The organism is Nocardia sp. NPDC050799, assembly GCF_040654015.1.
Taxonomy (GTDB): Bacteria; Actinomycetota; Actinomycetes; order Mycobacteriales; family Mycobacteriaceae; genus Nocardia.
Window position 1 is genome coordinate 117,299 of sequence record NZ_JBFAHF010000015.1, and the last position, 12,187, is coordinate 129,485.

Genomic DNA, 12,187 nt, shown 5'->3' on the forward strand with positions numbered 1-12,187 from the left:
GTCCGGTGACGCAATGGCCCGTCGGGGGGCCTGTCCGTCCATTTACCAGTAGTCGAATGGAGCTCGGGACATGGCTTTCCGAAGTGATCACCTGGTGCGCGCCCGCACCTACCTGACGCAGCACCGGCTCGCCGCGGCGATCGCGGCCCCCGCCACGCTCGGCGTGGTGGCGGCGGTGGCCGCGAGCTACTCGGTGACCACACCGGCCCAGCAGGCCGAGACGCAGCTGAAGGCGTCGGTCACCGAATGCCACGATATGGTCACCATCTCGGTCGCCGGCCGCGGCGACACACCGGCCCAGGGCACCACGAAACTGCTGGTGGACGCCAACGGCAACCCGCTGCCCGCGGCGCTGTCCGGCGACCACAGCAGCGAATGGGTCGACCCGGTGGTCAACGCGCCCGCCGATGATGTGGACCCCGGCTCGTATGCCGCCGTCTACATCGCCTACCCCGCGGACATGGCCACCTACGAGGACGCCGTCACCACCGGTGTCGCCAACACCCGGCAGGTAATGCGGGAGATCGCCCAAGCCTGCCCGGATACGCAGTTCGCGATCGTCGGGTACAGCGAGGGCGCCGATGTGGTGCGGCGGGTGGCGATGGAAGTCGGGCACCAGGAGCAACAGGACGGCGGCTATGCCATCGTCGACCCCGCCAAGGTCACCGGTGTGGTCATCCTCGCCGACTCCGGCCGCTCGGCGGGCGACGGCCCCTTCCCCGGCGCCCAGAACCCGAACGGCAACCCGGACAATTTCGATCAGCTCTACCAGAACGGCGGCAATCCCGTTCCCGGGCAGGGCGCGGTGGCCGGGACCAGCGGCGATTTCGGCGCGCTGAACGGCAAGATCGCCTCCTTCTGCTCGGACGGCGACCTCACCTGCGCGGCGCCGGACAATATCGCGCTACTGCAACTGGTGGTCAATGTGGCGCGGCAGATGAATGTCGACGCCCTCGAACGCGAGGGCCTCACGCCCGCCACCGGGCAGGATGTCGCGGTGGTCCTCAGCCGGGTCGCGCTGCTGGCACTGGCCGATATCCAGTCGCAGCCCAACTGGATGGCCAGTGACGAAACCTTCCTCGAGGTGCTGCTGCGGGTCTCGGATCCGGCCTACGAACCCGGCACGCCGACCGCACCGGCGACCCCGGCCGATGCCATCTCGACCGATCAGATGTCCCCGCTGGCCTATCTTCCGCAGAAGGTCCTCAACGAGATCGTCGGCCTGATCGTCACGAACCAGAACACGATCCCGGTGATCCTGTCCGACCCCTACCAGCTCACGCTCGGACCCAACGCCACCGGTCACCACTTCGACTACTGGCGTGACGCCGACCCGGGGAACGGCAAAACGCTGACCTCCGCCGAATACGCGGCGGCCTGGCTCACCCATCTGGCGAAGCAGGCGCAGGCCGGCGAACCGGTGGACACGAAGTCGGCCCCGACAGCCGAGGACCTCGACGACGCCTACCGGGCGGCAGCGGAGACCACCACCGATCCCACGACCAGCGCGGCGGCCACCAGCACCACGGCCGCGCCGACGACGACCGCCCCGGTCACCACGCAACCGGCGACCGGGACTCCGACCACCACCGGCCCGACCACCACCGGCCCCACGACCACGGCCGATCCTACGACCACGGCGCCGCCGGCCACGGGGACCACCACCGAGCCGCCGGCCACCACGCCGGAGGCGACGCAGACCGGTACCGTCGTGGCCACCCCCGAAGCGACGACTCCGCCGGTGGCGACGACCCGCCCCACGCCCCCGCAGGTCGCGGTGCACAGCAGCTCGGAAGCACCCCGGTCGAGCACGACCCCGCCGGGAACCACCACCGCGGCCGTACCGGCAGCCTGATTCGTCGGCACACCGGGCCGGGCCCACGGTGCGAAGTGATCCGCCGCCGGGCTCAGCGGCGCGTGCCGCTGCGCAGCCAGGCGATATGACGTCCCGCGATATCGGCCGTGGTGAGCAGATCGAACCCGGTCTCCCCCGCCAGCCCGGCGGCGTGATCGATCCCCGCCTCGGCCCAGGGAAACCAGTCCCCGGCCTCGGTGCGGGTTTCCAGCCGGATCTGCCGGACACCGATACCGGTGCCGGGGCCGGAGAATTCGACAACGGCCAGGCCGCCCGGACAGAGCAAGCCGTCGACACGACGCAGGACACGATGTGGGTCGCCGCCGATACCGATGTTCCCGTCGGCCAATAGCGCGTAGTGCCACCGGCCGTCGCCGGGCAGCGGCCCGAAGATATCGCGGGCCACGGCCGGGGCGCCCCGGTGGCGGGTGACCGCGACCGCGGTGGGCGAGATATCGACGCCGAGCGCGATCACACCGCGACGGCACAGCGCCTCCACCAACCGCCCCGGGCCGCAGCCCAGATCGACCGTCGGTCCGTCACAACACCCGACCAGGGCCGAATCCACCTGCCGGTCTGCGGCAGTGATCCGGGCACCACCGAGCCAGCGGCGGGTCGGTAGCCGGGTGCGATCGCCGTCGGTGGAGCGGATCCAGCAGTCGTGGCCGGTCAGGGCCGGATCGAATCGGCCGATCACCGGGCGGCCCGCGTGGCGCCGAGTGCCGCCACCTCCGCGGCGAACCGGCCGGAACAGCCGGCGGCGACCCGCAGGGCGTCGGCGTAGTGGTCGACATCGGTGAAAGCGGGCAGTATCCCGACCCGGTATCCGTGGGCGCACAGGACACTGCGAGTGCGGTCGCCGGTGGCCGCTGTGGACATGGGCACCTCGGCGAGCAGCCGGGCGGCCCGCGGATCGGACAGCCCCAGCCCCCACCAGCCGCCGTCGGTGGCGGGGCCCAGCAACGCGTCGGCCCCGGAGGCCAGGGTGCGGGCCGCGTGGGTGAGCACTCGTGGGCCGAGCTGGGGCGTGTCCATCCCGATCTGCAATACCGGCAGCCCCGCCCGCGCAGTGTCGGCGTGAGCGTTGGCCAGCCGCACCGCGAAACCCGGGCCGCGCTGCGGCACCACCTCGAAATCGGCCAGGCTCCGCGCTATCTCGCCGCCGAACTCCGCGGCGTCCAGATCGCCGGTGAACGCGACCACCCGGTGGGTGACCGGGCAGGCACGCACCGCGTCGAGGGTGTCCAGCAGTGCGGCGGCCGCCAGCCGGGCGGCCTGCACCGGCGTCAGCGGCGGGGTCAGCCGGGTCTTGGCGTATCCGGCGACCGGCGCCTTGGCCATCACCAGCACTGCCACCGGCACCGGCGCGCCACCGGGGCGGCCGTCGCCGTCCGGTCCCGGAGCGGGCGACCGGGACGCCCGGTTCACCGCAGGACCGCCAGGAAATCACGGGTCGCCCGCAGTGATCCCCGCGCCGTCCCCGAGATCTTCGACCGCCCACCGGCCCGCGCCCGGTAGCTGATATCGACCTCGCGCACGTCCCACTGCGCCGCGGCAGCGCGGACGAGTAGCTCCAGCGGATATCCGAAGCGATCGTGCAATCGGCCCAGCGATTCCAGCCGCGCCCGGCCCGCTACCCGCATGGCGCCTATATCGTGCACCGGCAGCCCGTAGCGGCGGCGCAGCCGACCGGCGACGACACGGTTGCCGAGCCGGGTGTGCCACGGCCAGACCCCGCCGCTCACCGGCCGGCGGCGACCCACGGCGAGATCGGCGCCGGCGCGGATCTCTGCCACCAGCCGGGGTAGCTCCCCCGGGTCCATCGAGCCGTCGCCGTCGAGGACAGCGACCAGTTCGGTGCGGGCCGCCGCGATACCGGCCTGTACCGCGGCCCCGTAACCGGGGCGCGGTTCGGTGATCACCCGGGCGCCGTATCCGATCGCGACGGCGGCGGTGTCGTCGATCGACCCGTTGTCGACGACGATCGCCTGATATCCGGCCGGAAGCGCGGCCAGCACCGCCGGCAACGCCTCGGCTTCGTTGCGGCACGGGATCACCACGGTGACACCGGCCGGTTCGCGGTGCTCTGTCGGCATGGGTGCCACGCTAAGCCCACAGCGGCGAAAATCCGGTGACAAAACCATGACGTCGTGTCCGAATATGCTGGTGAATGCGCTGCCACCGGGCCGGACCGGCCTAGGGTGGCCTCTGTGCCGGAGCTGATCGAGATCGCCGACCCCCGCACCCGGTTCCGGGGCGAGCTGCTCGGTGCCGTGGGCGCGGCGCTGCTGGTGGCGGTCGCGTTCACCGTTCCGCAACTGGCCGGCGAATCGTGGCGGCGCAGTCTGTTCGCCGCCGCCGCGCCCATTTTCGGCCACTGGTCGCCGCATATCGGCTGGGGCACTCTCCCGGCACTGGCGCTGGCGGCGGCCGTGGTGGCCCGCGGCCCGGCACTGGCCGACCGGCTCCCCTGGCGACGGCTGCTCACCGTCGGTTATCTCACCGCGGTGGGGTGGGTGTTCGCACTCGCCCTGGTGGACGGGTGGCGGCGGGGTTTCACCGCGCGGCTGGCCGACGGCCACGAGTATCCGGCCGAGGTACCCGGAGTGACCGATATCCCGGCGATGCTGGACTCGTTCGCCGACCGGATCGTCGACGGCCAACCGGATTCCTGGACCACGCACGTCTCCGGCCATCCGCCCGGCGCGCTGCTGTTCTTCGTCATGCTCGACCGGATAGGCCTGGGTGGATCCACCTGGGCGGGGATCGTCTGCGTCCTGGCGGGTTGCAGCGCGCCGATCGCGGTGGCGGTCGCGTTGCGCGCCCTGGACGCCGAGGACCGTGCCCGCCGGGCACTGCCGTTCCTGGTGCTCGCTCCGACGGCCATCTGGATCGCGGTATCCGCCGACGCCCTCTTCGCCGGGGTGACGGCGTGGGCGGTGGCGCTGCTCGCCGTCGCCGCGGGCGCGCGATCCGCCCACCTCGCCGGGAGCGCGCCCGGGATCGACCGGCTGCCCGTTCCGGGACCCGCTCCCCCCATGGCCCGCCGGACCGCGATACCGGCCGCGTTCGCGGCCGGAGTGCTGTTCGGCTTCGGGATCTACCTGAACTACGGCCTGATCCTGATGGGTCTGCTCGCCGTCGCGGTGCTGCTCGGGGCCCGCACGGCGCGGCCGCTGCTGCCCGCCGTACTGGGCGCGCTGGTCGTGGTGGCCGGTTTCACGGCTGCCGGATTCTGGTGGCTCGACGGCTATCACCTGGTGGTCGAACGCTACTACCAGGGGATCGCCGCCACTCGCCCGTACGGGTACTGGTGGTGGGGCAATTTCGCCGCCACGGTCTGCGCGGTCGGGCTCGCGACGGCGGCGGCGCTCACGCGGGCACTGGCACCGTCCCGGCTGCGGACACTCGATCCGGCCGCGCTGCTGGTCGCCGCCGCCGTCTGCGCTGTCGCCGCCGCCGACCTCAGCGGGTTGAGCAAGGCGGAGACCGAACGGATCTGGCTGCCGTTCGATATGTGGCTGCTCGCGGCGACGGCGTTCCTGCCGCGCGGACACGTTCGCTCCTGGCTCGCCGTCCAGGCCACCGGGGCCCTGCTGCTGGTCCATCTGCTGCTGACGAATTGGTGAGGCATCCATGTGCATACTCGTGCTCGATGACCTGCCGGAGATCATCGGCTACACCTTGGCCTGCGCACTGCCGGTGGTGGCAGCGGGCGCCCTGGCGCTGGGCGTGCTCCGCGATCGTTCGCTCACCGCGAGCGCAGTAATACTGGTACTCCTCCCGACCCTGGCCGCGCTGGCCGGTATGACCGGGGCGAGCGGGCCGAGGGTCACCGCCGAGTTCGGGCGCACCGCCCTCGTATTGCTCCTGGTCGCCGCGGTCACCGTACCGGCCGCCGTGCTAGTGGGCCGGGAATGGTCTCGGAGGAGAGCGCGGGATAACCGGATTCGCGAACAAGTACATGTCGCCGAACAGTCACGGTGCGCCCTGCTGACCTGGGTGAGCCACGATCTGCGGACCCCACTCGGCGGGATCCGGGCCGTGACCGAGGCCCTCGACCACAGCGCGGTGGCCGACCCGGCCGATATCGCCCGGTACGCCGAGCGGATCGGCCGGGAGACCCGGCGGCTGTCCCGGATGGTCGACGATCTCTTCGAGATATCGAAGACCGCGGCGGGCGCCCCGCGGCTCGAGCTCGAACCTCGGGACCTGCATGAACTCATCGACGATATCTACGCCGCCCACTGCGCCACCGCCGAGCGCACCGGACTCGGTTCCCCCGCGAACCGGCTCGCCGCGCCACGGCCCGGCACCGCCGACGACCCGGCCCCAGGACGCATCCGGCGTTTGCGGCCGGAACCGTACGACAGCGTGGCACCGACCACCGGAAGGTGTTGATCCGGTGAACAGGAAGATTCAGGTGGCCCTCGGCATCGACGTCGATTCCTGCGCCGGCTGGCTCGGTTCCTACGGCGGGCAGGATTCGCCCAACGATATGCAGCGGGGAGTGTTCGCCGGCGAGGTCGGGGTGCCGCGCCTGCTGCGGCTGTTCGAACGCCGCGGTATCCGCACCACCTGGTTCTGGCCCGGGCATTCCATCGAAACCTTTCCCGCGCAGGCGCGCCTGTGCGTCGAGGCGGGGCACGAGATCGGGGCCCACGGGTACAGCCACGAGAATCCGCGGGCGCTCACACCCCAGCAGGAACGCGATGTCATGTCCAGATGCGTGGAGCTCATCGAACAACTCAGTGGCCACCGGCCGCTGGGCTATGTCGCGCCGTGGTGGGAGATGAGCGAACACACCGCGTCCATCCTCGCCGACTGCGGGTTCTCCTACGACCATTCGCAGAACTACAACGACTTCGTTCCCTTCTACGCCCGCGTCGGTGACACCTGGACGCCCATCGACACCTCCCGTCCCGCCGCGCACTGGATGAAACCGCTCGTGCACGGACACGAGATCGACCTGGTCGAGTTCTGCGGCAACTGGTACGTCGACGACCTACCGCCGATGATGTTCATCAAGGCACATCCCAATTCACACGGATTCGTCGCGCCGCGCGCAATCGAGCAGATGTGGAACGACCAGTTCGACTGGGTGTACCGGGAACTGGACTATGCCGTCATCCCGGTCACCCTGCATCCCGACGTATCCGGGCGGCCCCAGGTACTGCTCGTACTGGAACGCCTGCTGGACCGCTGGGCGGGCTTCGACGGCGTCGAGTTCGTCACGATGACAGAGGCGGCGGCGGAATTCCGGGCGCGCTATCCGTTCGAACGCCCGGACCGGCCGGAATGTGTCGGCCGGTGAACGCGTCGGCCAGTGACCCGGCGACGAGAAGGTGGCAGGGGGGTTGCCCTTCACGCCGGTGATCGTAGGGCCGCCGACCGAAACCGGCGATCACCGGTGAGCAGTTCGGGATAGGTTGGACTGCAATCACTTCGAAGGGGAACAGATGACCATGGGGGGCGTCCCACCAGCACGTGATCGTCGTGTCGTTGCCGGCTCGGGCCGATCACTGAGAACACCGGGATCACCGCAGCCTCCCGAGCCGGAGTCGGCTTCCTGGTTGAGCAGGGTTCTGCACTGGCCGGGATGGCCCCGGCTGGCTGCTATGGCGACGACGGTAGCAACGATCGGCGCGTCCACTGCCGCGGTCGCTGCGCTCTGGTTTTCCGGCCAGTCACTGCGTGCTACCAACGAGCAGCACGCCCTGTCCCAGCAAACAGCGGTAACGGACCGTTTCCGGCTCGCTGCCGAGCAGCTGGCCGCCGACCGGATCAATGTCCGGCTCTCCGGGATCTACCTGCTCGAACGGCTCGCAAAAGATGCCCCTGCCGACCACCCCACCGTATTCGAGCTGCTCATCTCATTTCTGCACACCCACGCAGAGGCAACTGCGTGCACATCGACGGCCGGTATCGATCGGACCGTTTTCAAAGATCTGGCGGAACCACCGGACTCCGTACCGGTCGATGTTCAGGCTGCACTCACCGTTATCGCGCGACGCGACCCCGGGCACGACGAATTTCTCGAGCGGCCGAACCTCCGCGACCTCTGCCTTCCGGCCGTGACGTTCGCGCTCCCTGGTGACCGCTCAGCGCCGCTTCATCATGCGGACTTCACCCGCGCACACCTCCGCGACGCGACCTTCGAATTCGCCGACCTCACCGGCGCGGACTTCGGATACGCGGATCTCTATGGCGCCGGTTTCCTCGACGCAACCCTGGTCGGCGCATCTTTCGGCTATGCGGATCTCGGCTCAGCGCGCTTCATCGGTACAAACCTTTTCAATGCATACCTTGGTAGCGCGGACCTCGGCACTGCCAGCTTGTCCTACGCAAACCTGAACGGCGCGAGCCTCAGCTACGCAAACCTGACCGGCGCGAACCTCGGCTACGCAGACCTGACCGGCGCGGACCTCAAAGGCGCCGACCTGACCGGCGCGAACCTCACCGGAATTGTCTACGACGACAGCACACAGTGGCCGGAAGGATTCCTCCCGCCACCGTCTTCCTGATACACATGTCGGCGCCCACTGAGGCTTTCGCCGGTGGACCGATCGACGCCATCAACCGATCCTTCTGCAACACCTCCACCGCTGAATCATTGTCCCGTTCCGGGCGCCCCACCGGCGTTCCAGAAATACATTAGAGCTAATGTATATTGGGGATGTGATTGTGCGACCTGCGCCCGGACTGGGTGAGCTACTCCGGTATGTCGGCGAATTGGTCGATCGGGGTGCCGGGGAGGTGTACGAGTCGCTGGGGATGTCGTACCGGCCGCGGTACACGCCGGTACTCCGGGCGATGAACGCGGGCGCCGAGACCGTCACCGAGATCACCTCCCTGGCCCAGGTCACCCAGGGTGCGGTCAGCCAAGCCGTCGGGCAGATGGTGGCCGACGGCCTGGTCGTGCGCGAGCAACTCCCGGACGGACGCAAGAGCGGCATACGGCTCACCACCGCGGGCCGGGGACTCGTCGAGGAGTTGAAGCCGCACTGGGAGGCGACGTTCGCCGCGGTGATCGGGTTGGAGCGCGAGATTGGATTACCGATCCGGCGGGTCCTCGCCGATACCGCCACCGCGTTGGAAGGCGAAGATTTCGCGGCCAGGATCCATGCGGCCAGGAGTCGCGCCGGCGAGCGAACCGCGCTACGCGACGTGGCGGCCGCAGTGAACTGGTTCGATCGTGGCGGTCAGGCCTATGCGCGGTTCCGGCCCGAGTATCCGTCGCGGCTGCCGATGTTCCTGGCCTCGCTGGCGCCGGACACCGACCTCGCCGTCGATGTCGGCTGCGGCAGCGGCCAGCTGACCATCCAGCTCGCCTCCTATTTCGAGGCCACGATCGGTGTCGATCCCAGTGCCGATCAGATCGCGAACGCCCCGCGGCGCGAACGGGTCCGCTACCTGCAGGCCCCGGCCGAAGGCCTACCGGTCCCGGACCGGAGCGCGTCGCTGATCACCGCTGCCCAGGCCGCGCACTGGTTCGACCGGCCTGCCTTCTACGCCGAGGTCCGCCGGATCGCGGCCCCGGAAGCGGTGATCGCGTTGATCAGCTACGGCGTGATGGGCTTGGAACCCGACCTCGCACCACGATTCGACCACTTCTACCGCAGCGAGATCGGGCCGTACTGGCCGCCGGAACGCGCCCTCGTCGACACCGGGTATGCCGAGATCGACTTCCCGTTCGCGGAATACCCGGCCCCACCCATGCGGATCGAGAAGAACTGGACTCTGAGCGAAATGCTGGGTTACGTCTCGACCTGGTCGGCGGTTCTTCGCGCCGAACACGCCGGCGATACCGCGGTCCTGCGCTCCTTCGCCGCCGATATGACCGAACTGTGGGGCGAGCCGACGACAACCCGGCAGGTCAGCTGGCCTGTCGTCATGCGATTGGGAATCCTGTGACCACACCACAACCCGTCGGCCTCACGCATCGCGAGACCTTGATCGTCACCGCCCGCCACACCGTTCCCCACGTCGAGACCGACCGGCCGGGTTTCACCGATATGCCGCCGGTGTTCGCGACCGCCATGATGATCGGATTCGTCGAACCCGAGGCCTTCATCGCACGCCTGCTCAACAGAAAGTAGACTCCTCCCGAACCGCAACAGCCCGGACGAGCAACTCTCTCGGCCGTTTCCGTGTATAGGCCTCCACACGGCATTCCAGGTGACGGCCCAGTTCTTCAGCGGAACATGGACCCGGATGGCGTTGCACGATCCGGACCTGACCGTCACCGCGGTGGCTTTCGTCGCCCTACCGTTCGCGTCGACCGCGGTGCTGCTGTGGTGGCAGCGCTGTTCGGGGAGAGCCCCGCACGCCGTGCCGAGCCGATCACGGCGCCCGGAAGACCTCGCGGGTATGGACCAGCAAAGGCACGGCATGCACAAGAACACCTGTGGGCCTGGACCTGACCCTCTGGCGCCTCGTCGACTCAGCGTGACTTTCCTCCCGCATGCTCCGCAATCCACACCCGCGACCGCAGCGCGATCGGGCCGTCAGACATAGGTGTAGGGCAGTGCATTGCTGGTGCCGTCCAGCTCCACGGTGACGGTGACGTCCACTATGCCTGTCCCCGTCGGGGAGATGGCGGTGATCTGGGTGTCGGAATCGATGGTGAAAGTGGTTGCCTTGGTCCCGAACCGCACGGTCAACGGCCGACATTACTGAACCCGGAGCCGGTGATCACCACGGAGCTGAAAGTCGTCGCAGGGCCGGAAGAGGGTGTGAGGGAGGTGAGTACAGCTGCCATGGTCGACTCCAAGTCGAATAGAATGAAAAGAGTTGCCGTGCAACGGATGCCGATTTTCTCCCAACAACCGCTACATATCGAGTAAGCTCCCGGCGACGGCGCTTCGGCAAACGATTCACAGTCCGTTTTTGTCCGTTTGCGTCCGGTTTCGGCCTGGTGATTCGCGGCGACGGGGTCGGGACAACTCACCCCACACCCAGCCGGTCCCCAAGGTCGCAGCAGGCAGGCAAGATGACCGGTTCGGCCGCGTCCCGGATCCGGTCGGCGGCCGCCGAGAACCCCGGTAGCAGCTGGGCGAAGTCCGGGTTCGCGTCCCGCGCTCTCGGCGAGCTCGGCCCTCGGGAACTCATCGGGGGTCAGCGCTTCGCGATGGTCGCTCAGGTGCTGATCCAGCTGCGCCCGGGCGCGGGCAAGGTTGTCAACCGATGGTGACGCCCGCCGCGGCCGGCCGCAGTGGGGCGGAGGCGAATTCCGCCAGCCCGGCGGCCGGGTCGATACGCGCGGTGAACCCGAGTACCTGCCGGGCGCGCGCGGGATCGGCGACGATATGGCGCACATCTCCCGAGCGCACCGCACCGGTGATCACGGGTTCCGGCCCGCCGTGGGCGGCGGCCAGGGTCCGCGCGACGTCACCGATGGTGATCGGATGTCCCGAACAGATGTTCAACGGCTCGACTCCGGGCAGCGTGGCCTCGATGGCGGCCACATTCGCCGCGGCGATATCGGTGACGTGCACGAAATCCCGCAGCTGCCGGCCGTCCTCGAACACCTGCGGCGCACGCCCCGCCGCCAGGGCCGACCGGAAGAGGGCTGCGACGCCGGAATACGGTGTATCCCTGGGCATTCCGGGGCCGTAGGCATTGTGGTAGCGCAGTGCGGTGACCGTACCGCCGGTGGCCGCGGCCCAGGCGGTCGCGTAGTGCTCCTGCGCCACCTTGCTCGCCGCGTACAAACTCCTCGGCCGCGCCGGTGTGTCCTCGGGAACCGGAGCCCAGGTGAGTACTGCACCGTGCCGCCGGTGTTCGAACCGGCCGGCCGCGAGGTCTTCGGGCCGGCGCGCCGCCACTTCCACGATTCCGTCCGGCCCCCGGTAGAGCCCCTCGCCGTACACCACCATCGAGGAAGCCAAAACGAGCCGGCCGCACCCGGCACGGTCCATCGCGGCCAGCAGTACCGCGGTGCCGTAATCGTTGTGCCCGGCATAGGTGGGCGCGTCCTGGGCATCGACACCGGCACCCACCACGGCGGCCTGGTGACACACCACGTCGACGCCGGGTAGCAGACCGTCGAGCCCGGCGGCATCGCGGACATCCACCCGCCGCACCCCCTCCGGTGGCTGCGCCCCGGGGCCGTGCGCCGCGGGCAGCATCAGATCGACCGCCACCACGTCGTGGCCGCGGGCCCGCAACGCGGCGTGGATATGGGAACCGATGAATCCGGCCGCGCCGGTCAGCAGTACTCGCATACCCCGATCCTGCCTCTCCGAGGGCGCCCGACCGCGCAGCCCGACGCGGATGTCACGGTTTCGTCGTTCCCGGCCGCGCGCACCCGGCTCCGCCGATCCGCGACTC

Annotated in this window: 13 protein-coding genes; 8 read left to right on the plus strand and 5 right to left on the minus strand. The window is 69.5% G+C overall.

Features of this window, described 5'->3' with window-relative positions; all coding sequences use genetic code 11:
- Positions 1-70: 70 nt before the first annotated feature.
- Positions 71-1,855, plus strand: coding sequence for a cutinase family protein (locus AB0H42_RS17690; RefSeq protein WP_357056839.1), 1,785 nt, complete (start codon positions 71-73; stop codon positions 1,853-1,855).
- A gap of 52 nt (positions 1,856-1,907) precedes the next feature.
- Here AB0H42_RS17690 and AB0H42_RS17695 read toward each other — a convergent pair whose 3' ends face one another.
- The 3 genes from AB0H42_RS17695 to AB0H42_RS17705 all read right to left on the minus strand — a co-directional run bounded on the left by AB0H42_RS17695 (position 1,908) and on the right by AB0H42_RS17705 (position 3,951).
- Positions 1,908-2,552, minus strand: a complete 645-nt coding sequence (locus AB0H42_RS17695; RefSeq protein ID WP_357056842.1) for a methyltransferase domain-containing protein — start codon at positions 2,550-2,552, stop codon at positions 1,908-1,910.
- The gene (locus tag AB0H42_RS17700) at positions 2,549-3,217 is read right to left on the minus strand and encodes a DUF2064 domain-containing protein (RefSeq protein ID WP_357056845.1); all 669 of its coding nucleotides are present in this window, start codon (positions 3,215-3,217) and stop codon (positions 2,549-2,551) included. Before AB0H42_RS17700 ends, AB0H42_RS17695 begins: the two co-directional genes overlap by 4 nt.
- Before the next feature lie 62 nt (positions 3,218-3,279).
- Positions 3,280-3,951, minus strand: a complete 672-nt coding sequence (locus AB0H42_RS17705; RefSeq protein WP_357056848.1) for a glycosyltransferase family 2 protein — start codon at positions 3,949-3,951, stop codon at positions 3,280-3,282.
- A gap of 123 nt (positions 3,952-4,074) precedes the next feature.
- On the opposite strand from AB0H42_RS17705, the gene AB0H42_RS17710 reads away from it, so the two are divergent.
- From AB0H42_RS17710 to AB0H42_RS17735, 6 genes are all read left to right on the plus strand, one after another.
- Positions 4,075-5,484 (plus strand): hypothetical protein, encoded by a 1,410-nt coding sequence (locus AB0H42_RS17710; protein ID WP_357057007.1) that lies wholly within the window; start codon positions 4,075-4,077, stop codon positions 5,482-5,484.
- Between the two features lie 19 nt (positions 5,485-5,503).
- A complete protein-coding gene (locus tag AB0H42_RS17715; RefSeq protein WP_357056851.1) occupies positions 5,504-6,256 on the plus strand; it encodes a histidine kinase dimerization/phospho-acceptor domain-containing protein in 753 nt (250 codons plus the stop codon).
- A 4-nt stretch (positions 6,257-6,260) separates the two neighbouring features.
- Complete coding sequence (locus AB0H42_RS17720; RefSeq protein WP_357056854.1) at positions 6,261-7,169, plus strand: polysaccharide deacetylase; 909 nt, start codon at positions 6,261-6,263, stop codon at positions 7,167-7,169.
- 304 nt (positions 7,170-7,473) lie between these two features.
- Positions 7,474-8,379 (plus strand): pentapeptide repeat-containing protein, encoded by a 906-nt coding sequence (locus AB0H42_RS17725; RefSeq protein ID WP_357056857.1) that lies wholly within the window; start codon positions 7,474-7,476, stop codon positions 8,377-8,379.
- Between the two features lie 154 nt (positions 8,380-8,533).
- The gene (locus tag AB0H42_RS17730) at positions 8,534-9,769 is read left to right on the plus strand and encodes a methyltransferase domain-containing protein (protein ID WP_357056860.1); all 1,236 of its coding nucleotides are present in this window, start codon (positions 8,534-8,536) and stop codon (positions 9,767-9,769) included.
- A complete protein-coding gene (locus AB0H42_RS17735) occupies positions 9,766-9,954 on the plus strand; it encodes a hypothetical protein (protein ID WP_357056863.1) in 189 nt (62 codons plus the stop codon). Before AB0H42_RS17730 ends, AB0H42_RS17735 begins: the two co-directional genes overlap by 4 nt.
- A gap of 408 nt (positions 9,955-10,362) precedes the next feature.
- Here AB0H42_RS17735 and AB0H42_RS17740 read toward each other — a convergent pair whose 3' ends face one another.
- Positions 10,363-10,512 (minus strand): IPT/TIG domain-containing protein, encoded by a 150-nt coding sequence (locus tag AB0H42_RS17740; RefSeq protein ID WP_357057010.1) that lies wholly within the window; start codon positions 10,510-10,512, stop codon positions 10,363-10,365.
- A 335-nt stretch (positions 10,513-10,847) separates the two neighbouring features.
- Between AB0H42_RS17740 and AB0H42_RS17745 the strand changes: the two genes are divergently transcribed.
- Positions 10,848-11,048 (plus strand): hypothetical protein, encoded by a 201-nt coding sequence (locus AB0H42_RS17745; RefSeq protein ID WP_357056866.1) that lies wholly within the window; start codon positions 10,848-10,850, stop codon positions 11,046-11,048.
- On the opposite strand, the gene AB0H42_RS17750 is transcribed toward AB0H42_RS17745, so the two are convergent.
- Entirely contained in the window at positions 11,035-12,081 is a 1,047-nt protein-coding gene (locus AB0H42_RS17750) for an NAD-dependent epimerase/dehydratase family protein (RefSeq protein ID WP_357056869.1), read from the minus strand. The genes AB0H42_RS17745 and AB0H42_RS17750 overlap by 14 nt on opposite strands.
- Positions 12,082-12,187: the final 106 nt, after the last annotated feature.